Source organism: Mariniluteicoccus endophyticus (assembly GCF_054780035.1).
In genome coordinates this window covers 12,948-34,982 of the sequence record NZ_BAAGXC010000030.1, presented here as the reverse complement: position 1 = coordinate 34,982, position 22,035 = coordinate 12,948, and the positions used below count along the sequence as shown (strand labels likewise).

Annotated in this window: 21 protein-coding genes; 5 read left to right on the top strand and 16 right to left on the bottom strand. The window is 71.2% G+C overall.

The features are described 5' to 3' along the window. Positions 1-122 precede the first annotated feature (122 nt). The gene (locus tag ACYVGD_RS13965) at positions 123-311 is read right to left on the bottom strand and encodes a hypothetical protein (RefSeq protein ID WP_460744465.1); all 189 of its coding nucleotides are present in this window, start codon (positions 309-311) and stop codon (positions 123-125) included. Here ACYVGD_RS13965 and ACYVGD_RS13960 point away from each other — a divergent pair. Both ACYVGD_RS13960 and ACYVGD_RS13955 read left to right on the top strand, forming a co-directional pair. Beyond that, positions 244-774, top strand: coding sequence for a DUF3152 domain-containing protein (locus tag ACYVGD_RS13960; protein ID WP_460744463.1), 531 nt, complete (start codon positions 244-246; stop codon positions 772-774). The two genes, ACYVGD_RS13965 and ACYVGD_RS13960, sit on opposite strands and share 68 nt — an antisense overlap. A 92-nt stretch (positions 775-866) precedes the next feature. Beyond that, complete coding sequence (locus ACYVGD_RS13955; protein ID WP_460744383.1) at positions 867-1,688, top strand: DNA-3-methyladenine glycosylase family protein; 822 nt, start codon at positions 867-869, stop codon at positions 1,686-1,688. A gap of 95 nt (positions 1,689-1,783) precedes the next feature. Here ACYVGD_RS13955 and ACYVGD_RS13950 read toward each other — a convergent pair whose 3' ends face one another. The 4 genes from ACYVGD_RS13950 to ACYVGD_RS13935 all read right to left on the bottom strand — a co-directional run bounded on the left by ACYVGD_RS13950 (position 1,784) and on the right by ACYVGD_RS13935 (position 5,400). After that, positions 1,784-3,154: a sensor histidine kinase gene (locus ACYVGD_RS13950; RefSeq protein WP_460744382.1), complete on the bottom strand. Its 1,371-nt coding sequence runs from the start codon at positions 3,152-3,154 to the stop codon at positions 1,784-1,786. A 56-nt stretch (positions 3,155-3,210) separates the two neighbouring features. Further along, positions 3,211-3,912: a response regulator transcription factor gene (locus tag ACYVGD_RS13945; protein WP_460744381.1), complete on the bottom strand. Its 702-nt coding sequence runs from the start codon at positions 3,910-3,912 to the stop codon at positions 3,211-3,213. Positions 3,913-3,917: 5 nt separating this feature from the next. Further along, positions 3,918-4,391, bottom strand: coding sequence for a low molecular weight protein-tyrosine-phosphatase (locus ACYVGD_RS13940; protein WP_460744380.1), 474 nt, complete (start codon positions 4,389-4,391; stop codon positions 3,918-3,920). A 76-nt stretch (positions 4,392-4,467) separates the two neighbouring features. Continuing rightward, on the bottom strand, positions 4,468-5,400 hold the full coding sequence (locus tag ACYVGD_RS13935; RefSeq protein WP_460744379.1) for a cobalamin biosynthesis protein: 933 nt from the start codon (positions 5,398-5,400) through the stop codon (positions 4,468-4,470). 56 nt (positions 5,401-5,456) lie between these two features. Between ACYVGD_RS13935 and ACYVGD_RS13930 the strand changes: the two genes are divergently transcribed. Further along, positions 5,457-6,113, top strand: coding sequence for a VOC family protein (locus ACYVGD_RS13930; RefSeq protein ID WP_460744378.1), 657 nt, complete (start codon positions 5,457-5,459; stop codon positions 6,111-6,113). Positions 6,114-6,128: 15 nt separating this feature from the next. Here ACYVGD_RS13930 and ACYVGD_RS13925 read toward each other — a convergent pair whose 3' ends face one another. The 8 genes from ACYVGD_RS13925 to ACYVGD_RS13890 all read right to left on the bottom strand — a co-directional run bounded on the left by ACYVGD_RS13925 (position 6,129) and on the right by ACYVGD_RS13890 (position 14,283). After that, the gene (locus tag ACYVGD_RS13925) at positions 6,129-6,659 is read right to left on the bottom strand and encodes a bifunctional adenosylcobinamide kinase/adenosylcobinamide-phosphate guanylyltransferase (protein WP_460744377.1); all 531 of its coding nucleotides are present in this window, start codon (positions 6,657-6,659) and stop codon (positions 6,129-6,131) included. 28 nt (positions 6,660-6,687) lie between these two features. Then, entirely contained in the window at positions 6,688-7,458 is a 771-nt protein-coding gene (locus tag ACYVGD_RS13920) for an adenosylcobinamide-GDP ribazoletransferase (protein ID WP_460744376.1), read from the bottom strand. A gap of 4 nt (positions 7,459-7,462) precedes the next feature. Further along, entirely contained in the window at positions 7,463-8,497 is a 1,035-nt protein-coding gene (cobT, locus tag ACYVGD_RS13915) for a nicotinate-nucleotide--dimethylbenzimidazole phosphoribosyltransferase (protein WP_460744375.1), read from the bottom strand. Positions 8,498-8,629: 132 nt separating this feature from the next. Next, positions 8,630-9,799 (bottom strand): aminotransferase class I/II-fold pyridoxal phosphate-dependent enzyme, encoded by a 1,170-nt coding sequence (locus ACYVGD_RS13910; protein ID WP_460744374.1) that lies wholly within the window; start codon positions 9,797-9,799, stop codon positions 8,630-8,632. Then, positions 9,796-10,413, bottom strand: coding sequence for a cob(I)yrinic acid a,c-diamide adenosyltransferase (cobO, locus tag ACYVGD_RS13905; RefSeq protein ID WP_460744373.1), 618 nt, complete (start codon positions 10,411-10,413; stop codon positions 9,796-9,798). Before cobO ends, ACYVGD_RS13910 begins: the two co-directional genes overlap by 4 nt. 57 nt (positions 10,414-10,470) lie before the next feature. After that, positions 10,471-11,481 carry an alanine racemase gene (locus tag ACYVGD_RS13900; RefSeq protein ID WP_460744462.1) on the bottom strand — a complete coding sequence of 337 codons (1,011 nt, stop codon included), beginning with the start codon at positions 11,479-11,481 and terminating at the stop codon, positions 10,471-10,473. Between the two features lie 10 nt (positions 11,482-11,491). Beyond that, positions 11,492-12,979 carry a M81 family metallopeptidase gene (locus ACYVGD_RS13895; protein ID WP_460744372.1) on the bottom strand — a complete coding sequence of 496 codons (1,488 nt, stop codon included), beginning with the start codon at positions 12,977-12,979 and terminating at the stop codon, positions 11,492-11,494. Next, positions 12,976-14,283, bottom strand: coding sequence for an MFS transporter (locus tag ACYVGD_RS13890; protein ID WP_460744371.1), 1,308 nt, complete (start codon positions 14,281-14,283; stop codon positions 12,976-12,978). The genes ACYVGD_RS13895 and ACYVGD_RS13890 overlap by 4 nt, the downstream gene beginning before the upstream one ends. 135 nt (positions 14,284-14,418) lie before the next feature. Here ACYVGD_RS13890 and ACYVGD_RS13885 point away from each other — a divergent pair, with 135 nt between their 5' ends. After that, positions 14,419-15,411, top strand: a complete 993-nt coding sequence (locus tag ACYVGD_RS13885; protein WP_460744370.1) for an AsnC family transcriptional regulator — start codon at positions 14,419-14,421, stop codon at positions 15,409-15,411. Positions 15,412-15,512: 101 nt separating this feature from the next. Here the strand turns inward: ACYVGD_RS13885 and ACYVGD_RS13880 are convergent, their stop codons facing one another. Then, a complete protein-coding gene (locus ACYVGD_RS13880; RefSeq protein ID WP_460744369.1) occupies positions 15,513-17,009 on the bottom strand; it encodes a M20/M25/M40 family metallo-hydrolase in 1,497 nt (498 codons plus the stop codon). Positions 17,010-17,141: 132 nt separating this feature from the next. Then, entirely contained in the window at positions 17,142-18,560 is a 1,419-nt protein-coding gene (locus ACYVGD_RS13875) for an L-lactate permease (protein WP_460744368.1), read from the bottom strand. Positions 18,561-18,674: 114 nt separating this feature from the next. On the opposite strand from ACYVGD_RS13875, the gene ACYVGD_RS13870 reads away from it, so the two are divergent. Beyond that, positions 18,675-19,967, top strand: coding sequence for a cation:proton antiporter domain-containing protein (locus ACYVGD_RS13870; RefSeq protein WP_460744367.1), 1,293 nt, complete (start codon positions 18,675-18,677; stop codon positions 19,965-19,967). Between the two features lie 156 nt (positions 19,968-20,123). Here ACYVGD_RS13870 and ACYVGD_RS13865 read toward each other — a convergent pair whose 3' ends face one another. After that, complete coding sequence (locus ACYVGD_RS13865) at positions 20,124-22,034, bottom strand: penicillin-binding transpeptidase domain-containing protein (protein WP_460744366.1); 1,911 nt, start codon at positions 22,032-22,034, stop codon at positions 20,124-20,126. Position 22,035 lies beyond the last annotated feature (1 nt).

Below are 22,035 nucleotides of genomic sequence, written 5' to 3'. Positions count from 1 at the left end.
GCTGATTCTCCGAAACCTTATCCCCGAACTTCAACGCGGAGGAATCGATCGGCGGCCGGGGGCGTGGTTGCGGTGGTGGTCTGCGTGGTCCTGGTGGTCAGCGTGCCGGTGCTGATCGCCTATCACCGCAGCTCCTCGCCGACGCCGGCGTCGCCGGTGCCTTCGTCGCCCTCGAAGTCGGGTACGCCGTCGTCGGAGCCGTCACACGAGCCCTCACCGCCGTCGCAGCAGCCGCCGGCGCCGGTGGTGGTGCCCGACTCGGGTTCTGGGCAGAGCCGGGTGGCGCGGTTCGCGCGGGATGCGGAGAACAAGTCGGGCAGGCGGGTCCGCGTACGGCTCGAGGTGGAGAACGAGGTGCCGGTGGACGTGGAGCAGGCGGCGCGGATCGCGGCGGACACGTTGCAGGACCAGCGGTCGTGGACGGGCCGTGGGGGCGGCATCCACTTCGACTTCGTCGGTGACCAGCCGGCGGACCTGACGATTCACATCGCGACGCCGGCGACGACGGACCGTCGGTGCCTGCCGTTGCGGACGGGGGGTGAGGTGAGCTGCCAGAACGGCAACTCGGTGAACCTGAACGCGCGCCGGTGGACCGAGGCGGTGCCGGACTTCAGGGGCGATGTGCCGCTGTACCGGCAATACCTGGTGAATCACGAGGTCGGCCACTACCTGGGCCACGGCCATGTGCCGTGCCCGGGGCCGGGCCAGAAGGCGCCGGTGATGCAGCAGCAGACGAAGGGTCTCGACGGCTGTCTGGCGAATCCGTGGCCGTGAGCGGGCCGAGGACCAGGACGCTGCCGGGGCGCCCGTTGGCGCCCTATCTGGGGCGGCTGGTGCGGGGCACGGGAGATCCGACGCACCGCCGGGTGGGTGACCAGTTCTGGCGGGCCACGCGGACGCCGCAGGGGGTTGCGCTGCTGTGCGTCCAAGAGGGGCCCGAGACGAGGGCGTACGCGTGGGGGCCGGGTGCGGAATGGGTGCTGGACGGCTTGCCGGCGCTGCTGGGGCTGGAGGACGACGCGGCCGGGTTCGAGCCGCGCCACCCGGTGCTGGCGGAGGCGTGGCGTACGCATCCGTGGTTGCGGGTGGGGCGTACGCGGGCGGTGGTTGAGGCGTTGGTGCCGGCGGTGATCGAGCAGAAGGTCACGGGCGCGGAGGCGTTCGCGTCGTACCGGCGCCTGGTGCGGCGGTTCGGTACGCCGGCGCCGGGTCCGGCCGGTGACCAGGGGAGCGTGGCGCACGGCATGGTGTGTCCGCCGTCGGCGCAGCGGTGGGCGCAGGTCGCGAGCTGGGACTGGTTGCGGGCGGGCGTGGAACAGAAGCGGTCGCGTACGGCGGTGCTGGTCGCGCGCCGCGGGGAGGCGCTGGAGCGCACGCTGGCCCATGAAGAGCCGAACCTGGCGCTGCAGTCGCTGCCGGGGGTGGGGCCGTGGACGTCGGCGGAGGTGCGCCAGCGGGCGCACGGCGACCCGGATGCGTGGAGTGACGGCGACTACCACGTGCCGGGCAGGATCACCCAGGTCTTGGTGGGTGAGGCGCTCGACAACGATGCGGCGCTGGAGGTGCTCGAGCCGTACCGGGGGCACCGCTACAGAGTGCAGCAGCTGGTGATGGCCGTCGCACCGCGTGCCGAGCGGCACGGCGCCCGGCGCAGCGTGCCGACGCACCTGCCTGTCCGCCACCCCTGACTCCAACCCGCCCTGGTCTGCCCCGCCCTGCCCCGCCGCCCAGGAACCGCCGACCCACTCGTGAAGGTGGTGCACGAATTGGGCTTCGGGGGCTGTCAGCCTGCGGCCTCGGCCTGCTCGGCCTCGAGCTCCTCGAGCTCCTCGAGCGTAGTGGTGCCGGGCAGGCGGACGGTGAACTCGGCGCCTCCCTCGGCCGATCGGGACGCGCGGACCCAGCCGCCGTGGCGCGCGACTGTCTGGGCGACGATCGACAGGCCGAGGCCGGTGCCGGGCGTGTTGCGGGACCGGTCGGAACGGTAGAACCGGTCGAAGATGTGAGGCAGGTCCTCGTCGGCGATGCCGGGGCCCTGGTCGGAGATGCGCAGCTGGTCGCCCTGCAGCAGCACGCGGATGGTGCCACCCGGAGGGGAGAACTTCACCGCGTTGTCCAACAGGTTGGTGACGGCGCGCTCGAGCGTGTCGGGCTCCCCGACGAGGTAGAGCGGGTTGACCTCCACGTCGAAGGTGAGGCCGGGGCCGCGGCGGCGTACGCGTTCGAGTGCGGCCGTGACGATGTCGCGCATGTCGACGGGCTCGCGGGCCGGCTTGACCTGGTCGGCGCGCGACAGCTGGACGAGGTCTTGGATGAGCGCGGTGAACTCGGACAGCTGGGCGGCGATGTCGCCGAGGATCTCGGCGCGTGCACCTTCGGGCAGCATGCCGGACTTCTCGTCGGCGACCAGCAGCTCGATGTTGGTGCGCAGCGACGTCAGCGGTGTACGCAGCTCGTGGCCCGCGTCGGCGATGAGGCGGTTCTGGCGGGCGCGCGACGACGCCAGCGAGTAGAGCATCGTGTTGAACGAGCGGGTGAGCTCGGACAGCTCGTCGGTGCCGGTGACCTCGATGGGGTCGAGGACGTCGGTCTTGGTGACGCGTGCGACGGCGGCGGACAGCTCACCGACCGGGCGCATGGCCGAGCGGGCGATGACCGAGCCGACCATCGCCGAGATCAGCGCGCCGATGGAGCCGACGACGATGAACGTCCAGCGCAGGCTGTCGAGGATGGCGAGCGTCGGTTCGAGCGAGCGGCCGAGCACCAGCGCATAGCGGCCGTCGGTGCTGGGCAGGGGCACGGCCACGATCCGGTACGCGTGGCCGTCGCTGGCCACGCCGGTGCGAGTCGACGAGCCGGAGCCCAGACGGGCGAGGGCGGTCTCGGCGGACGTCACCTCGAGCTCGATCGTCTCGCCGGGCACGTGGAGCAGGGTGCCGTCGGCCTTGACGATGACGAGCGTGACGTTGACGGCGCGCAGGGCCTCGGCGTCCATGCCGCCCATGGTCTGCAGGTCGTCACCGACGGTCTGGGCCGAGTGGGCGGCGACCGCGGTGAGTTCCTTGTCGAGCTCGGCGTACAACGAGATACGGGCGGTGAGATAGCCAGCGAAGCCCGTGACGGCGACACCGAGGGCGACCGCGAGTGCGGTCAACGTGCCGACCCTGCGCTGCAGGGACGGCGACGTGAGGAAATGGCGCAGCCGGGTGATCACGGGGCGGTGTCACGGAGCACGTAACCGATGCCCCGCACGGTGTGAATCAGTCGCGGCTCCCCGCCGGCCTCGGTCTTGCGGCGCAGATAGCCGATGTAGACCTCGAGGGAGTTGGCGGTCGTCGGGAAGTCGAAGCCCCACACCTCGTTGAGCAGCCAGCTGCGCTCGAGGACCCGCATGGGGTGCTCGAGGAAGGTCTGGAGGAGGGCGAACTCGGTGCGGGTGAGCGAGATGTGGCGCTCGCCGCGGGCGACCTCGCGCGTCTGCGGGTTCATGGTGAGGTCGGCGAACGACAGCTCCTCGGGCGTGGCCGAGCCGGGCTGGCCGTCGCCGGGGTGGGAGGCGCGCCGCGTGAGGGCGCGCAGGCGCGCGAGGAGCTCGTCGAGCGCGAACGGCTTGGCCATGTAGTCGTCGCCGCCGGCATCGAGGCCGTCGACGCGGTCGTCGACGGCGTCCCGGGCCGTGAGCACGAGGATGGGGACGTCGTTGCCGGACGCGCGCAGCATGCGGGTGGCCTCGAGGCCGTCGAGGCGCGGCATCATCACGTCCATGATGACGGCGTCGGGCCGGTTGGCCGACAGCTTGGCGAGGGCCTCGAGCCCATCGACGGCGGTCTCGACCTCGTAGCCCGAGTACTGCAGCGAGCGGGCGAGGGAGTCACGGACGGCCTGATCGTCGTCCACCACGAGGATGTGCATGCCGGTCATCTTTTCATGTCGCGAGAGGTGATCTGTTCCACGAGAGCAGGCATCGCCGCCTCCACGGAGCGCAGGGTGTCCCCGAAGCCGTCGGCGTCGCCGTACCAGGGATCGGGTACGCCGGAGCCGGGCTCGGCGTCGGGGTCGAAGTCGGTCAGCAGGCGGATGTGGTCGCTACGCCGGGGGCGCAGCGCCAGCATGCGGTCGACGTGGGTCTGTTCCATGGCCACGACCAGGTCGGCGGCGTCGATCTCGTCGGCGGTGATGCGGTGGGCGCGATGGTCGTCGGCGCGGTATCCATGGTCGGTGAGCCACTGGCGGGCGCGGGGGTCGATCGGGCTGCCGATCTCCTCAGAGCTCACGCCGGCCGAGGTGAAGCGGGCGTCGACGCCGGCATCGGCGGCGTACTTCTCGGCGACGCGCTCGGCCATCGGGGAGCGGCAGATGTTGCCCCAGCAGACGAAGACGACCTCAGGCATGCGCCCAGCCTATGCCGTGTCCCGCGGCCGGGCGAGTCACGGCGTGGACCGTCACCTTTTCGCGACCTGCAAGGGTTCAGCGGCGGCGGGTGACCAGCGCGCGTACGCCGACGGCCAGACCCAGCGAACCGACCTGGACCAGGCGGCTGAGCTTCATCGCCCGCCGGATGTCGGCGACCTCGACGGGGCGCCCGTCGCCCAGCTCGCCACGGTCCTCGGTCGCCCCGGCGTACGTGTTCGTGCCGCCGAGGCGTACGCCGAGCGCGCCCGCGAACGCCGCCTCGACCTGACCCGCGTTGGGGGAGGGGTGCTGGCCCGCGTCGCGCCGCCAGACCCGCCAGGCGTCGGCGCGCGTCCCCTCGACGAGCGGGGCGGCGACGGTGGCCAGCGCGGCGGCGACGCGGGCGGGCACCCAGTTGCACACGTCGTCGACCTTCGCGGCCGCCCAGCCGAACTTCTCCAGCCGGGGCGTGCGGTGGCCGACCATGGCGTCGAGCGTGTTCACGACCCGATAGCCGACGAGCCCCGGCAGCCCGAACACGGCCCCGAACAGCAACGGCGCGACGACAGCGTCGGAGGTGTTCTCGGCGATCGACTCGATGGTTGCGCGAGCCATCTCGCGGGCATCCAGCCCGCTGGTGTCGCGGCCGACGAGGTGGGTGAGCTGCTCTCGGGCATCGGGCAGGGCGTCCATCTCGAGGAAGTGGGCCATCTCCTTGCCCTCGCGCACCAGCGTCGTGCCGCCGAGCACGGCCCAGGTGGTGGCGGCGGTCGCGATGACGTACGCACAGGGCCGCTCGCGCAGCGCGTTCTCGGCCACGACGGCGGGGGTCTTCGCGGCGGCGGCGAGAACACCGAGGTACGCAGCCCCGCGGGCGCGCGAGTCGGCGTACATGGTCTTCTCGAGCCGGTCGGCGGCTGCGCCGAACAGGGCGACCGGGTGGCCGCGACGCGGGTCCCCCACGATGCCGTCGATGACGAATCCCCAGATCAGTCCGCGCGTGCTCATGGGCGAAGGATAGGGCCACTTCCGGGTGCTCCGGCACCCCTGACTAGCGTGGGACCATGCCGAACACCGACCAGATCACTGACGCACAGGCCGCGGAGCGGCTGCCCGACTGGCGCATGCTGCAGGGCCGCGCCCACCTGACCGTGGACTGCGGCGACTTCGTCAGGGCGATGGCCTTTCTCAACGCCGTCGCCGACATGGCCGAGGAGGCCAACCACCATCCCGAGATCGACATCCGTTGGTCGCGGGTCCACATGGCCCTGTCGTCCCACGACGTCGGCGGCATGAGCGAACGCGACGTCGCCCTCGGCACCCGTGTGGCCGACCTCGCCCGCGAGCAGGGCCACACCCTCGACACGTCGCGGCTGCGGGAGACCCAGATCGCGATCGACGTGCGCGACCTGGCGGCGGTCAAGCCGTTCTGGCAGGCCGTGTACGGCTACGAGGAGGTCGACGACGACAACCTGGTCGACCCCGACAAGGTCGGCCCGACGGTCTGGTTCCAGCACACCGACGAGGAGCGCGGCGAGCGCGGCCGGATCCACATCGACGTCTACGTGCCCTTCGACGAGGTCGAGATCCGCACGAAGGCCGTGCTCGACGCGGGCGGCCGGCTCGTCACCGACGCGTACGCCCCGTCGTGGTGGGTGTTCGCCGACCCTGAGGGCAACGAGGCGTGCCTGTGCACCGACCAGGAGCGTCCCGGCGCCTGAGGCACGCGAGCTCGCTCAGAGCACCAGCACCCGTCCGGCGACGACGAGGTGGACCTCGTCGGAAGCGGCGGCGACGGCCTGGTTGGTGCGACCGAGCCAGTCGGCGAACACGCGGCCCGACCGGTGTTCCGAGACCAGGCCCATGCCGACCTCGTTGGTGACGGCCACGAGCGGCCGGGCGGCGGCGGTCCAGACGGCGGCGAGGTCGTCGATGCGCGTACGCAGGGTGTCCTCCCAGTCGCGTGACGCCGACTCCCAGGCGCCGAGGTCGTCGAGCTGGCGGGCGAGCCACGTACCGAGGCAGTCGACGATCACCGGGGTGTCCGCCTCGGTGATGGCGGTGGCGACGTCGGCGCTCTCGACGGTGTGCCAGTGGGAAGGGCGTGAGGCGCGGTGGGCGGCGACGCGTGCGGCCCAGTCGGGGTCGGTCTCCGGGTCGGGCACGTAGCCCGGGGCCACGTAGGTGACCGCCTCGAATCCGGTCAGCAAAGACTCGGCGTGCCGCGACTTGCCGGAGCGTACGCCGCCGGTGACCAGGACCTTCATTCCCGCTCCGTTCTCGTTCGTGCAGGGCTCATCGCGCGCAGGCGAGGACGACCAGGGCCGCGGTGAGGGAGACCTCGATGGAGGCCCCCATGACGTCGCCGTTGGTGCCGCCGAATGCGCGCGCGCAGCGGGCGACGAGCAGGCCGACGGCCGCGTACGCCACCGCTGCGGCAAGCACGCCCTGCCAGAGCCGCAGCCCGGCGGCACCGGCGACCAGGCCGAGCACGGCGAGGCCGACGACCCACCAGGCGATGGCGACGGGACGGGGGACCGAGCTGGCCACGACCCTGCCGAGCGACGAGCCGGGCATGGGTGCGATCCCGCGCAGGCACGGGATCGTCAGCGCCGAGCGCGACACGGGGACGAGTGCGAGGGCGACGAGCCAGCCCAGCGGCAGCTCGGCGAGGCGCGCCCAGCAGGCGGCCTGGGCGATCGCCCCGAGGGCCAGGGCGAGCGCGCCCATGGGGCCGACGTCGCCGCGGTGCATGATCTCGCGGGCCCGGTCGGGCGTCCATCCGCCGCCGAGCCCGTCGACGACGTCGGCGAACCCGTCGGCGTGCATCGCGCGCGTCGCCCACACGAGCCCGGCGACGACCGCGACCCCGATCAGCAGCGTGGGGGCACCGGCCGTCCGGCCCAACCAGACCACGCCGGCGGCCAGCGCTCCGAGCGGGAGGACGGCGAGGGGGGCGAGCGTCATCGCCCACCGCGCCGCGGCGGGAGTGGTCTCGAACCGGCCCGACGGGATGACGGTGAGCGTGCCCACCGCCATCCGCACGCCGTCGGAGACCGCTCCCATCGGATCAGGCCTCGGCCGCGGCGGGCATGAGGTCGGACAGCAGCGCCATGTCGTCGAGGATCGCGATGGCCGACTGCACCAGCGGCACGGCCGCCATCGCGCCCGAGCCCTCCCCGAGCCGCATCTGCAGGTCGAGGATAGGACGCAGGCCAAGCTGGGAAAGCGCGTACGCCTGCGCGGGCTCGGTGGAGCGGTGGCCGGCGACGAACCAGGCTGCGGCCCCCGGGGCGTACCGCTCGGCGAGCAGCGCCTCGGCGGTCGCGATGAGGCCGTCGACGATCACGGGTACGCCCGCCTCGGCCGCGCCCGCGAGGAAGCCGACGCCCGCGGCGATGTCGGGGGAGCCGAGACCGGCGAGGAGGTCTTCGACGGTGGTTCGCTCGCCGGCGCGGTCGAGCGCTTGCTGGATGGTCGCGGCCTTGGCGCGGCGGCCCTCCTCGTCGAGGCCGGTGCCGGTGCCGGTCACCGCGTCGGCGTCGAGGTCGAGCAACGCCGCGATGAGCGCCGCGGCGGGCGTGGTGTTGCCGATGCCCATGTCGCCGACGATCAGCATGTCGGCACCCGCGGCGACCTCCTCGGCGGCGATCGCCCAGCCGGCGTGGAGGGCTTCGGCAGCTTCGGCGGACGTCATGGCGTCCTCGACGTCGATCGCACCGCAGCCGCGACGGATCTTGTGAGCCGTCACGTCGGCGGGCACCCCGGCGAGGTCGTCGTCGACGGAGATGTCGACGACGCGCACGTGGGCGCCGTGCTGGCGGGCCAGGACGTTCATGGCGGCGCGGCCGTCGACGAAGGCGCGGACCATGGCCGGGGTGACCTCGGCGGGGTACGCGGACACGCCCGAACGCGTCACACCGTGGTCACCGGCGAAGATGACGGCGCGGATGTTCTCCAGCGGCCTCGGCGGGCACTGGTCCTGGCAGGCGGCGACCCAGACACCGATCTCCTCGAGCCGGCCGAGCGACCCGAGCGGCTTGGCCAGCGCGTTGGTGCGCTCGACGGCGGCGGCCCGTGCGGACGTGGAGGGAGGGGTGATCATCGTGACTCCTTGGCGGGGAACTTCGCGCCCCGATCGACGGTTGGAGTGCGTCGTGGCCCGGGTCTGACTCTCACAGTGGCGCGACCGTGCCGGACTTCCACCGGCTTCCGTACCTCGACGAACGATCCGACCCTAGCCGGTGGTCGAGGGGTCGTCGCAGAGGGTCCGCGCCAGCGCGTCGGCGAACGCGTCGACGGTCGCCTCGTCGCGGACGGCGATCCGGATCCACTCGGGCCCCAGTCCCGGGAACGTGTCACCCCGGCGTACGGCGAAACCGTGCGTGTGCAGGGACTCGCGCACCCCCCGGCGGGTGCGCAGCAGCAGGAACGGCGTGCGCGGCTGACCGGCGACGTGGACGCCGTCGACGGCGCGCAGGCGGGCGAGGGCGTACGCGCGGCGCCGGTCGAACTCCTTGGCGGCGGCCAGCGTCTCGGCCCGGCCCCGCCTGGTGGCGACGGCCTCCATGACCTTCAGTGCGGGCGTGGAGACCGACCAGTGCGGCTGCTGCTGACGCAGCTGCGCGACGAGCCCGGGGTCGCCGACGACGTAGCCCGCCCGCAGCCCTGCCAGCCCCCACGTCTTCGTCAGCGAACGCAGCACGAGGATCCCGCGCATGTGTGGCCCGATCAGCGACTCGGGCTCGTCCGGCACCGCGTCCATGAACGCCTCGTCGACGACGAGCGTCCGCCCGGGCACGGCGAGTGTCCGCAGGTCCGCGGCGCGATGGAGCGTCCCGGTGGGGTTGGTCGGGTTGCCGACGAAGACGATCTCCCCGTCTCGCCCGTCCGGCGTGCCAAATCCTCCACAAGTTGGTCCCAAGGGCCCGGATCCGGAGGGTTCGGTCGAACTTGTTGATGATTCGGCACGGTGCCCCGGCGCCCGTTCTCCGAGCGAGACCGCCTGCGGCCGAGACGAGGAGCCGCCCAGCCCGAAACCCTCCTCCGCATCGAGCACGACCCAGCGAGGCGTACGCCCGGCCGCGCGCAGCGCGGTGTCCGGCTCGGTGAACTGCGGGTGCACGACGACCGGCTCGCCGGGGATGGCGCGGGCGACGAGCGTGAACGCCTCGGCGCCGCCGGCGGTGGGCAAGACCATCTCCGGTGGTACGCCGTGGTGGGCGGCCAGCGCCCGGGTGGCGGCGGTCGCGTCGGGGTAGGCGCCCAGGTCGGTGATGCTGTCGCGGATGACGTCGGCGAGCCAGGCCGGGGGCGAGGTGACGCGGACGTTGACGGCGAGGTCGACCATGCCGGGGCGTACGTCGGAGTCGCCGTGGTGGTGGAGGTCGGGCAGGTCCGCGCTCACCACTCGATGCCCTTCTGACCCTTCTGACCGGAGTCGTGGAACGGGTGCTTGACCTGACCCATCTCGGTGACGAGCGTGGCGACCTCGACGAGCTTGGGGTCGGCGTCGCGGCCGGTGATCACGACATGCTGGAAGCCGGGGCGGTTCGCCAGGGTCTCGACGACGTCGTCGATCTCGACCCAGCCCCACTTGATCGGGTAGGTGAACTCGTCGAGCACGTAGAGAGTGTGGGCCTCGGCGGCGAGGCGGCGCTTGATCTCCTGCCAGCCCTCGGCGGCCTCGGCGGAGTGGTCCTCGGCGGAGCCCTCCTTGCGCGACCACGACCAGCCGGAACCCATCTTGTGCCACTCGACGGGTCCGCCCTCGCCGGTCTCCTCGTGGAGCCTGCCGAGGCGTTCGAACACCGTCTGCTCGCCGATGCGCCACTTGGCCGACTTCACGAACTGGAACACGCCGATCGACCAGCCCTGGTTCCAGCCGCGCAGGGCGAGGCCGAATGCGGCGGTCGACTTGCCCTTGCCGGGGCCGGTGTTGACGATCGTCAGCGGCCGGTTGCGGCGCTGGCGCGTGGTGAGGCCGTCGTCGGGGACGTTGGTGGGGACTCCTTCAGGCATGCGCCGATCATGCCAGCCGCCCGACGAGCTGCCCGGGCGGGCTTGACGGGCGGGCCGTCAGAACGAGGTGGACCAGGTTTCGGTCTGTCCGTCCTCGTGGGCGATCACCTCACGCCAGCGGTCGAACAACGAGCAGGGGTGCGAGATGCCGAGGCGCACAGTCTCTCCCACCGCCGCACCGAGAGCCGTGGCGATCGCATGGTGGTCGAACAGCCTGGTGATCTCACCCGGCCGGTCGAGCACGACAGGAAGCCCCGCGTCGTATGCCAGCTCACGCTTGCCGGCATCCAGCACCGAGAGCCCCGGTTCGGGGACGGACGTAACGGTCGTCTCCACCCAGCAGGTGGCACGCAGGTCGGGCACGGGTGAGACTGCGGCGTACGTGCCGTGGTCGTGCACGGCGTAGCAACCGGAGCGCAGCACGAGCGGGACACCCGCCTCCGCCGCCAGGTCGGGGAAAGCCGAACCGCCGGCGGTGAACGCGAGCTCGGTCCCCCGGTTCTCGCTGGCTCGGCGCCAGACCTCGACCGCCAGCGCGACGTGCGCACGGACACGGGCGAGGTTCTCGTGGTCGCGTTCGTTGGGCACGACCCCCTCATACGCTGAGACGCCGGCGAGCTCCAACCCGGACGCGGCCACCTGCGCCAGCAGCGCGTCAGCCTCCGCCAAGGTGCGTACGCCGGTGCGGCCACCGGGCGTGCCGACATCAATGAGCAGACCGATCGGTGATCCCCGCAGCGAGTCGACGAGGATGCCGAGCTGGTCGGGTGAGTCGGACAGCGTACGCACTCGCGCCCCAGCCTCGGCGAGCGACCGCAGGCGCGCGAGGGCCTCGCGGTCGGCGATCACGTTGATGACCCACAGGTCGCGGATGCCCCAGGCGTACGCCTGCTCGGCCTGGGCCGCGGTGGCGACCGTGACCCCGACGGCCCCCGCGTCGAGCTGGCGCCGCACGATGGGTTCGCACATCGTGGTCTTGATGTGCGGCGCCAGCTGTGCGCCGCGCTCGGCCGCCCAGCGGTGGAACACGGCGATGTTGTGGTCGAGTGCCGCGACGTCCAGGTGCATGGACGGCACGTCAGTCCCTCGGCACGAAGGCGGGGCCGAGCGGCCCGAGGCGGATGCCGGGTCGCAGGCGGGTCCACGCAAGGTCGGCAGGGTCGGCGGCCATGGGGCCCGGCGCGACGGCCACCAGGACAGCACCGGCCATAGGCTGGAAGTCACCACGGAAGTGGACCGAGCTCTTCACGGCCACGATGTCCTGCTCCTCGGGCGCGATGCCGGCCTCGCGGATCTGGTTGCGGTCCATGATCTGGGCCTTGCGGCTGTTGACGACCACGGAGACGTTGCCTCGACGCAGGACGCACGACGGGCCGACCTGGAGGCGGTTTCCATGCATCATGGGGCCGTCGAACACGATCGCACCGGGACTGTCCGACACCACCTCGAAGGTGGCGGTCAGCGGCCCGTCACCGCGGGAAGCCGACCCCTGCAAGGTCACCTCGATCTCGCTGCCGATGCCGGCTGTGAGGGCCTGCTCGACGACCTCGGGGGCCCACAGGGCGCCGAGGACCGTCCTTTCGGGGTCGGCCTCAAGCAGGTGGCCGAGGAGCCCGGTGGTGGTGGCGTCGCCCCCAGCCCCGGGATTGTCCTGGGTGTCGGCGATGACCACGGGCCGGACGCCCTCCGAGACGAGCTCGACCGCCCGCGCCACGGCGTCGGCGGCTGGAAGCGCGTCGAGCCGGAGATCCCCCTCGCGGGCCGCGACGAGGTCGGCGAGTTTGTCGACCGCTCGTTCGACGGCCGTCGCGTCCGGGCCATAGCCGAAGATGCAGGGCCCGCAGTCGGGAATGTCCGCCGCGGGGAAGCCCGCGGCCAAGGTCAGGACGGTGCCGTCGGTCTCAAGTTCCTCGATCGCTGCGTACAGCTCGCGACACGGGGAGAGCAGGGTGCTCCCGGAGTTGATGGGGATGAGGAAGTCCGGCTTGCGGGCCGCGTGGTGGAGGCGTTCGCCTCGCAGGAGCGCGGCGAGCAGGTGGGCGGTGCGTCGCCCGGTGTCGGCCATGTCTACGTGTGGGTAGGTGCGGTAGGCCACCATGGCGTCGGCCTGCTCGAGCATCGAGTCGGAGATGTTCGCATGCAGGTCGAGACTGACCACCACGGGGACGTCAGGGCCCACGACCTCACGAACCCGACGGACGAGCTCGCCGTCGCCGTCGTCGGCGTGCTCGGTGACCATGGCCCCATGCAGGTCCAGATAGACGGCATCCGGGTGCTCGTCCCGGCAGGCCGAGACGATGATTTCGGCCACCTGTTCGTAGGCCGCCTCCGTCACCGGGCCGGAGGGCGATGCGGCGCACCAGATCGTCGGGATGATCTCCCAGAACGGGTCTGCCTCGTCCAGGAAGCCGCCGACGGGGATGTTCACCGAACGGAGCTCGTACAGCTCCTCTCCCCGGTGCATGCGGGGGAAACCCTCGCCGTTGACGAAATTGTCCCAGTCGGCGGGCGTGGGCGCGAACGTGTTGGTCTCGTGCAGGAAACCGCCGACGACGATGCGGGTCATGCGGGGACCCCCTTGTGGATGTCCTTGGAACGCTGGACGAGCAGCAGGGCGACGATGGACACCAGGAGGAGGCCGACCATCGAGATGAGGCCCCACTGCGTGCTGCCCGTCGCCTCCTTGATCATGCCGATCAGGTAAGGCGCCACAAAGCCGCCCAGGATTCCGATGGTGTTGATGAAGGCGATGCCTCCGGCGGCCGCCGTGCCTCCGAAGTGTTCGCTAGGGACGGCCCAGAAGACCGTGTACGCGCCCCACACGCAGCACACCGCGATGCACAGGCACACGAACGACAGGAGGAAGTTCGATGCCGTGAAGGCGGCCACAGTCAGGGTGATCGCGCCGATGGCGGTCGGGATGATCGCATGCCAGCGACGCTCGTGGCGGTGATCCGAGCTGCGGGAGAGGAGGATCATCACGGGGATCGTGAAGATGTAGGGAACCGCGGTCAGCATGCCGATGGTGAAGGTGTCCTTGATGCCGTTCTCCTTCAGGATGGTGGGCAACCAGAACGTAGCGGCGTAGATGCCGCACATGATGCCGAAGTACGCCAGGGCCATGATGTAGACCTGCGGCTGCTTCAGGGCCTCTCCAAAACGGTGCGTCGTGTTGTCCTTGCCGTGGCCGACCGCCTCTTCGAGGACCTCCTTCTCGCGCGGCGACAGCCAGTTAGCATCTGCGGGGCGGTCCGACATCAGCTTCCAGAACGCGAGGCCGAGTATCAGGCACGGCAGCCCCTCCATCACGAACATCCACTGCCAGCCGGCCAGCCCAGCCACGCCGTCGAAGGTGCGGATGATAAGTGCGGAGACGCTGGAGCCGATGATCGAGCCGATGGGGCCGGCGAGCATGTAGATGCCCATGGCGCGCGCCATGCGGCGCACCGGGTACCAGTAGGTCAGGTAGAGGATGATGCCGGGCGCGAAACCGGCCTCGAAGACGCCGAGGAGGACCCGGAGGATGTAGAACAGCGTCACGTCGGATACGAACATCATCGCCGCGGAGGTCACCCCCCAAAGAACCATGATGCGTGTGATCGTGCGCCGGGCGCCGATCCGGTGCATTAGCAGGTTGCTGGGGATCTCAAGGCATGCGTAGGCGAGGAAGAAGATGCCGGCGCCCAGACCGAAAGCGGCCTCGGTCAGGGCCGGGATGTCCGCCTGCATGTGGAGCTTGGCGAACCCAATGTTCACCCGGTCGAGGTACGCGAACGTGTAGCAGAGGAGCAGGAACGGCAGCAGGCGACGATCGACCCGCTTGAAGACTGCGGTGACCTCCTCGGCCCTGCGGGTGGCTTGCTGTGACATGACGAACCTCCGTTGGCTGACAGTGCCCGGAAAACTAGGTGGTGCTCGCGAGTGTCCCCCGAATTGATGGAAAGGTGTCTCACATGGGTTCCTTGTGATGGGTCGAAGCATCAGGTGAGGGGTGCGTGAGGGATGGTGGGTCAGGTCGACGCGACGGATCTGGAGATCGTGGACGCCTTCCAGGTCAGCCCCAAGGCCAGTTGGGCGGCCGTGGGCAAGGCCGTGGGGCTGTCCGAGATGACGGTGGCACGCCGTTGGCGCCGACTTGTCGAACGCCGCGAGGTGTGGATCAGTGCGGCCCTGCACCCCGAGGTATCGATGGGAGCGATCATCGAGGTGCGCTGCGAGCCGGCCCGGCTAGATGCCTTGGTCAGCCGGTTGGTGGAGCACCCCGATGTGATCACCGTGGGCCGCACGACCGGGGCGTTCCAGCTGTACGTGATCATGCTCTCGACCGGACTTCCACGACTGCTGCGGCGACTGCGCGATGGCTTCCCCGAGCTCCAGGACGCCGTGGAGACCCGACAGAGCGTCTTCAGGAGGCTCTATGGGGGTGTCCATTGGCGTCAAGGCCTTCTCGACCAGGCCTCGGTTGAGGGGCTCCTCGCGGAGGAACCCTTGGCACTGTCGCGCGGCGTCGCGCTGGACGAGGCCGACCGGGGTCTCTTCATGGCACTGAATGTGGATGGCCGACTGACCGCGGCTGAGCTCGCCACCCGACTCGGGGGCAGCCGACACACGATCTCGCGGCGTCTCGCGCAGCTCGAGCGGGGAAGACAGCTCATCTACCGGTGCGACGTCGCTCGGCCGCTCTTCGACCTCCCGCTCGGTCTGGTGGTCCTGCTCCGGGCGCCAGACGAACAGGCGGCCGAGACGGCGGACGCGCTCGGTTCCTGGGTCGAGGCGCGTCTCAGCACCGTGACGCTGAGCTCCAACAACATCGTGCTAATCCTCGGCCTGCACGACTTGGCCGATGCAGAACGTCAGCTCGTGCGCCTCGCCCGCGAGCACCCCGAGGCCGAGGTGGTCGACCGACGCATCGTGACCCAGACGCACAAGGTGTACGGGCGCGTGCTCGACGACACCGGTCGGGTCGCTCGCACGATCCCGGTCGACCCCTGGTGCTGACGCCCGGGTCCCGCGGGTGGGGGGCAACGAGCTGCTCCCCGCCTCTCGACCGTTGAGGATCGAGGAGCGGGGAGCAGCTTTGCGGGTCAGCGGAACGCAGATCAGGCCGCGTTCGGTGCGACGGGCTTCACGGCCTTGGGCTTGCCGGACTTGCCCCTGCTCTGCTTGCCGTTGACCATCGAGGTGTCGTACGCGAGGGTGCCCGTGGCGTACGCGATGGCCTTGATGTTGATGTCGATGGCCTTCTTGTTCACGTGGTGCAGGTCATCTTCGGGCGTGTGGTAGTTGCTGTCGTACATCTCACCGAGCTCGCCGCCGAACTTGGCGACCTCGTCGGCCGACTTGGAGCCGTCGGCGCCGGTGAACAGGCCGGAGGCGGCGACGCCGTTCTCGATGAACGCCTGGTAATCGGAGCGGCCCGAGAACTCGGTGTCGACCCACGGCTGCTTGACGCCGTCGAAGTAGTCGGTGAAGACCTTCTCGAGCTCGGCCGAGCCCGCGGGCACCGGCACGGGAGCCTGGTGGGTCGACTGGTCGGCGTCGTACACGCCGATGATGTAGTTCGGCGACCCGACCATGTCGAAGTTCAGGTAACCGGCGATGTTCTTCAGCTCGCCCGGGTTGTTGGCGACGAGGTCGTTGACGTAGTGGGTCGAGCCGAGCAGGCCGATCTCCTCCGCGCCCCACCAGGCGAAGCGGACCTTGTTGTTGACCTTGTTCGCCTTGGCCAGCTGGACGGCGGTCTCGAGGATCGCGGCGGAGCCCGAGCCGTTGTCGTTGATGCCGGGGCCGGCCTGGACCGAGTCGAGGTGGGCGCCCAGCATGACGACGTTGTCGGCGCGACCCGACTTCGTCTCGGCGAGGATGTTGAACGTCTGGCGCTTCTCGACGACCTTGTCGAGCTTGAAGGTCATCGTGACCGTGCCCTTGGCCATCTCGGCCAGCAGCGCCTTGCCCTCGGCCTGGGTGATGCCGGTGACGGGGGCGTACTGGTCGCCGGGCTCGCCGAGTGTGCCGTTGAGGGCGCCGTCGGCGTTGTTGTAGATGATCGCGGCGGAGGCGCCGGCGGCCTTTGCGGCGGCGGCCTTCTGGCCGAACGAGCAGGTACCGCGGGAGATCAGGGCGATGCGTCCGGCGGCGGAGACCCCGCCCCACTCGGCGGCGTCGCAGCCGGTGGCGGTCGCGGGGGCGACGAGCTCGGCGGTGATGCCTGCGGCCGGCGTGCCGGGCGAGTAGGTCATCGGGTTGTGCTCAAGCGCACGCGCGGTGGGCGAGACCTCGGCGAGCGATGTCGACCTCACCTGCTCGTAGACGAAGTCGAAGTACTGACGACGCGTGTCGTAGCCTGCGCGCTTGAGGGTGGTCTCGACGTACTGGGCGGAGACCTCGTAGCCGTGGGTGCCGGCGGCGCGGTTGCCCTGGTTGGCGTCGGCGATCTTCTGCAACGCGCCGAGGTGGGACATGACACGGTCGCCGGAGACGGCCTTCTCGAGCTTGGAGCCGCTGTTGGGGTTGCCGGCGTGGGCCGGGACCGCGGCGAGGGTAGTGGCGGTCAGTGCTGCGGCCGCGATGGCGGCCGTACGACGCTGAAGACGCACAGGAGTCCTCCTTGACTCAGGTGTGGTGGGCCCTTTTGTGATCGGGGTCACAGGAACATTAGAGAGCCTTCCGCGCCCGGGGAAGCCTTTCCGACGGATTTTTCTTCCAGGGATCAGATTTCAGTTTTCAGTTCAGGCCATCAGTACGCCGACCAGGCCCAGGCCGACCATGACGGTCAGGCCGAGCCACAGCAACGTTCGCGTGGCCGCGCGGACGGTCGCCCCGGAGTCGTCGGGCACCATCGTCGCGGCCAGCGCCACGCGCGTCGGGGCGGCGATCGTGAGCACGCCCGAGCCGACGTTCTGGATCGCCAGGAGGTGGACCTTCGCGACGCCGAGCTGGGCGGCGGCCTGCGCCTGGCTCGCGGCGAACATGGCGTTCGCGCCGGCGTTCGAGCCCGCGATGTAGCCGCCGATCCCGGCGACGAACGACGACAGGAACAGGTACGCCGGTCCCAGCGCGGCCAGCGTCCGTGCCACCTCGGCGCTCATGCCCGTCGTGGTGAGGATCGTGCCGAGCACGAGGAAGCCGCCGGTCGCCAGCCCGACGGGCCACCACTTGCTGGCGGCGGCGACGACGGCCGCCCACGCCTGCGTACGCGTCATCCCGAGCGTCACCATCCCGTACGCCGAGGCCGCCAGCGACCAGACCGAGCCGTGCGTCAGCACCATCACCGGGCCCGTCGCGCCCATGCCCTTGAGGGCGAGGGTGCACACGAGCAGGCCGGTGACCAGCACCGCGTACGGCCCGAACGCCTTCGCGGTGGCCCGGTCCATGCGCAGGTCGGCGCCGTGCAGGAGGCGGAACCGCAACAGGCACACGGCGGTGGCGCACAGCCCGCCGATCGCGCCCGCCAGCGCCGGGCCCAGCACCAGGTTGGTGACGAGCAGGCCGGCCCACAGGGCGGTGCCGGCGAGCAGGAGCTCGACGACGTGGGCGACGGTGATGCGGCGGCCGTGGATGATCAGGAGTGCCGCGACGCCGGTGGCGAGGATCGCGATGGGCGCGACCAGCGCGCTTCGTACGCCGAGGTCGTGCAGCGGGACCCCGCCGAGTTGGGCGGCCACCAGCGAGCCCGGCGCCAGCGCGCCCCAGGCGGTGAGGAACAGCCCCATCAGGCCCAGCACGACCGACCTCAGGGGCCCGAACCCGAGGTGTAGCAGCAGTGGCACGGCGACCACCGCGCCCAGCCCGAACCCGGTCACCGACTCGGCAAAAGGTGTCAGCCCCAGCACCATCAGCAGGACCGCCGACTGGCCCTCCCCGGCGGCGGCGTTCTCGATCCAGGCGGCGATGCGCTCCTGGGCGCCGGTGGCGGTGAGTACCCCGGCCAGCAGCACGCCCCCGAACAGGATCACGAGGACCTCCAGCAACGTCGGCCAGGCGCCCGAGGCGGCGGCGAGCGCGCGTTCGCCGGTGACCGGGAACCGCAGCCACGCGACCAGCAGTGCCACCGCGACCGAGCCCAGCGCCACGCGCGGTGCAGGCATGCGCAGCGCCAGGCACGCGACGGCCACGAGCAGCGGCAGCGCGGCGAGCACGGCGGTCATGGCAGGCTCCTTCACGACGGTGGGGCGATGCTACCGGCGCGTACGCCCGGATCCGTGCGGCATCCACGCGTGAGACGTTCGCCACCACCCGCCCGGAGGTGTACAAAAATCTCTGTGTCGATCTCCGCCGTGTATTTGGTCACCGGCTGTGCGCTGCTCCTCGCGGTGGTGCTTCCCCTGGCCCTGCGCCGACTGCCCCTCTCGTCGCCGATGGTGCTGCTGGCCGTGGGTGTGGTGGTCGGCTTCCTCCCGATCAGCAGCGCCCCGGTCTCGCCGCTGCAACAGCGCAACCTCACTGAGCACCTCACGGAGTTCTGCGTCCTCATCGCCCTGATGGGGGTGGGGCTCGCCCTGGACCGCCCACTGTCTCTGCGCCGCCCGTCGACTTGGCGCGGCTGGTCGGTGACGTGGCGGCTGCTCGGGTTCGCGATGCCGCTGGGCATCGCGGCCATGACAGTCCTGGCCATGGGGGTGATGGGGCTTCCGCTGGCCTCGGCGCTCCTGCTGGCGGCCGCCCTCGCGCCGACCGACCCGGTGCTCGCCTCGGACGTCCAGGTCGACGGACCCTCGACGGGTGCGCACGTCAGCGACGAGGTGGACGAGTCCGACGAGGTCAGGTTCGCGCTCACCTCCGAGGCCGGGCTCAACGACGGCCTCGCCTTCCCCTTCGTGTACGCGGCCATCTTCCTCGCGTCGGCGGGAGCGTGGCAGGGCTGGCTGGGTCACTGGCTGGCCTGGGAGCTCGTCGGCAAGGTGGTCGTCGGGGTCGCGGCGGGGGTGCTGTGCGGGTGGGGCATCTCCCGTACCGCGTTCCACGCACCCCGGGAGCTGCGGATCGCCGAGAAGGGCCAGCCGCTGCTGGCTCTGGCCGTCCTGTTGCTGACCTACGGCCTCACCGAGGTGCTGGACGGTTATGGGTTCATCGCCGTCTTTGCCTCGGCCATGACGTTGCGCTCCATCGAACCCCACCACGACTACCACCGGTTGATGCACGGAGTGATCGACCGGCTCGAACAGCTCGTCACGCTGGTGGCTCTGCTGCTGCTCGGCATCGCGCTGTCCGATGGGTTGTTGCACGCCCTCACCTGGCGGGGCGCGCTGGTGGCGGTCGCGCTCGTCGCGGTGGTCCGGCCGGTCGCGGCGTACCTCTCGCTCGCCGTGCTCGCCGACCGGGAACGCATCGGCGACCGGACCGTCACCTCCGGCCAGCGCCGCGCCATCGCCTTCTTCGGCGTCCGCGGCATCGGCTCGATCTACTATGTGGCGTACGCGACCGGCCGGGCCGCGTTCCCGGGCGCGGAGGAGATCTGGGCGACCGTCGGATTCGCGATCCTGCTGTCGGTGGTCGTGCACGGCGCGGCGGCCCGGCCCGTCATGAACCGGGTGGGCGCGGCGGGCGACGACTGAGGGGCGGGACCCGGCCGTCGATCCACGCCAGGAGCGGGTCCTCGTCGCCATGGCTGCGGAGGAACCGAGGGGCATCGGCGCCGAGCACGTTGGTATAGACCGAGTGGAAGTCGACGCGGGAGCGGGCCCGGTCGTCGGCGGCCGCGGCGGCAGATCTCAGGACAGGAACGCCCTGATGACGGGAGCGGCCGACTTCGACCCGGACTCGCCATCTCCGACCCACACGGCGATCGCGAGGTCAGAGTCGGTCGTGGCGATCATCCAGGCGTGCGTCTTCAGCGGCGTGCCGGTGCCGTATTCGGCGGTGCCGGACTTCGCGCCCGTCGCGACGCCCTTGAGCACCCCGCCGGTGCCGCGGTCCACGACGGCGCCCATCATCTGCTGCAGCGCCTTCGCCTCGTCGGCGGTCAGCGGGTTCGCGACGGGGGGCGGGTTCTTGCCGTCGACCATCCGGGGCACGACCGTACGCCCGGCCGCGACCGACGCGGCGACGGCGGCCATCGCCATGGGCGAGGCCTGGGCCGTGCCCTGACCGATCATGGTCTCGGCCTTGCCGACGACGTTCTTGGGGTCGTCGACGGAGCCGAAGAACGACGAGAAGCCGGCGTCGTAGTCGTCGCCGAAGCCCAGGCTCGCGGCGGCCTCGCGCAGCTGGGCCGGGGTGATGCGCTCGTGCTGCGAGATGAGCGCGGTGTTGCACGACTGGGCGATGGCCTCGGTGAGGCTGATCGTGCCGACCTTCGAGGCCGGGAAGTCGCTGTAGTTCTTGAACGTGCGCCCGTCGACGGTCACGTTCTCGGTGCACGGCACCGGCGAGTCGGGCGTCAGGCCCGCACGCAGCAGGGCGAGCGCGGTGACCACCTTGAACGTCGACCCGGGCGCGTAGCGGCCGAACGTCGCATCGGGGTTGCCGTTCGACCCGGGTGAGGTCGCCGCGGCGACGAGCTGGCCTGAGGACGGGCGTACCACGGCGATCGCCGCCGATCCGGGGACGCCGTTGATCGCGGCCTCGGCCTTCTTCTGCAGGGCCGAGTCGAGGCTCGTCGCCACGTCGGGCCCCTGCTCGCCGGGGGAGTCGAAGACGATGGTGCGGCCGGGCGTCGGCGTCGCGGCTGGCGTGGGGGACGCCCCCGGCGTGGCCGTCGTCGTCCGTGGCGCGATCGTGATCTTCGTCGACGAGCGGCCGCGCAGCTGTTCGTCGTAGCGCTTCTGGAGCCCGGACTGGCCGGCCTGGTCGCCGGCGAACAGCGTGCCCTTCGACTCGGCGACCTGCTGGGGTGTCGCCTCGCCGACGGTCCCGATGATCTCGGGGGCGAGCTCGCGGTCGACGGCGACCGACCGGCGCAGGCCCACGGCCACGGCGCCGGGGATCGCCCGCCAGCCGGCTGGCTCGGGGAAGTTGGCGCGGACCGTCAGCGCCTCGACGAACTGCTGGGGGCCGCCACCGCGCACCGCGGCGGCGTACCTGTCGGCGTCGACCTTGAACGCCTGCGCGAGGCGACGCGCGGCGGCTTCGGCCTGATCGGCGGGTACGCGGGACTTGTCGATGCCGACGCGCGCGAGCATCTGGGTCTCGGTGAACGGCGTGCCGCCGGTGCCGGTGATGCGCCCACGGTCGACCTGCGTCCACGAGTGGACCAGTCGGGTGTCCCAGCCGAGCTGGGGGTGGACGACGTCGGGCTTGAACGCGAGTGTCCACGCGTGGTTCTGCCAGGTGAGGCCGGCCTGCGTGGTGTAGGTCCACGGTTGCGCCCCGCCGACCGGCCACGTGTAGGTGAGGTCGGCCGTCACGTTCTGGCCCGTGCGGCGTGTGCCGGCGACGGTGACGGTCGGGCGCAGCCCGTCCATGCCGCGGTAGATCTCCTGGAGGTGGGGTGCCGGGTCGACCGTCGACGGGACGTCCGTCAGGTCGGCCTTCGACAGACCTTCGGCGAGTCGGGTGACGGCCGGGGCGGGGTCGGGGCCCTCCGGGGGCGGGACGGGGGATCCGCCCGGCTTGCCGCACGCGGAGAGGCCCACGGCAAGGGCGGCCGTCGAGGCTGCCAGGGCCTTCAGGGACGTACGCACG

Bases quoted from the DNA above. Each gene is read 5' to 3' on its own strand.
- ACYVGD_RS13945 (WP_460744381.1), bottom strand. From the start codon at position 3,912: ATGCACATCCTCGTGGTGGACGACGATCAGGCCGTCCGTGACTCCCTC.
- ACYVGD_RS13940 (WP_460744380.1), bottom strand. From the start codon at position 4,391: ATGCCTGAGGTCGTCTTCGTCTGCTGGGGCAACATCTGCCGCTCCCCG.
- ACYVGD_RS13935 (WP_460744379.1), bottom strand. From the start codon at position 5,400: ATGAGCACGCGCGGACTGATCTGGGGATTCGTCATCGACGGCATCGTG.
- ACYVGD_RS13930 (WP_460744378.1), top strand. From the start codon at position 5,457: ATGCCGAACACCGACCAGATCACTGACGCACAGGCCGCGGAGCGGCTG.
- ACYVGD_RS13925 (WP_460744377.1), bottom strand. From the start codon at position 6,659: ATGAAGGTCCTGGTCACCGGCGGCGTACGCTCCGGCAAGTCGCGGCAC.
- ACYVGD_RS13920 (WP_460744376.1), bottom strand. From the start codon at position 7,458: ATGGGAGCGGTCTCCGACGGCGTGCGGATGGCGGTGGGCACGCTCACC.
- cobT (WP_460744375.1), bottom strand. From the start codon at position 8,497: ATGATCACCCCTCCCTCCACGTCCGCACGGGCCGCCGCCGTCGAGCGC.
- cobO (WP_460744373.1), bottom strand. From the start codon at position 10,413: ATGCCTGAAGGAGTCCCCACCAACGTCCCCGACGACGGCCTCACCACG.
- ACYVGD_RS13900 (WP_460744462.1), bottom strand. From the start codon at position 11,481: ATGCACCTGGACGTCGCGGCACTCGACCACAACATCGCCGTGTTCCAC.
- ACYVGD_RS13895 (WP_460744372.1), bottom strand. From the start codon at position 12,979: ATGACCCGCATCGTCGTCGGCGGTTTCCTGCACGAGACCAACACGTTC.
- ACYVGD_RS13890 (WP_460744371.1), bottom strand. From the start codon at position 14,283: ATGTCACAGCAAGCCACCCGCAGGGCCGAGGAGGTCACCGCAGTCTTC.
- ACYVGD_RS13875 (WP_460744368.1), bottom strand. From the start codon at position 18,560: ATGACCGCCGTGCTCGCCGCGCTGCCGCTGCTCGTGGCCGTCGCGTGC.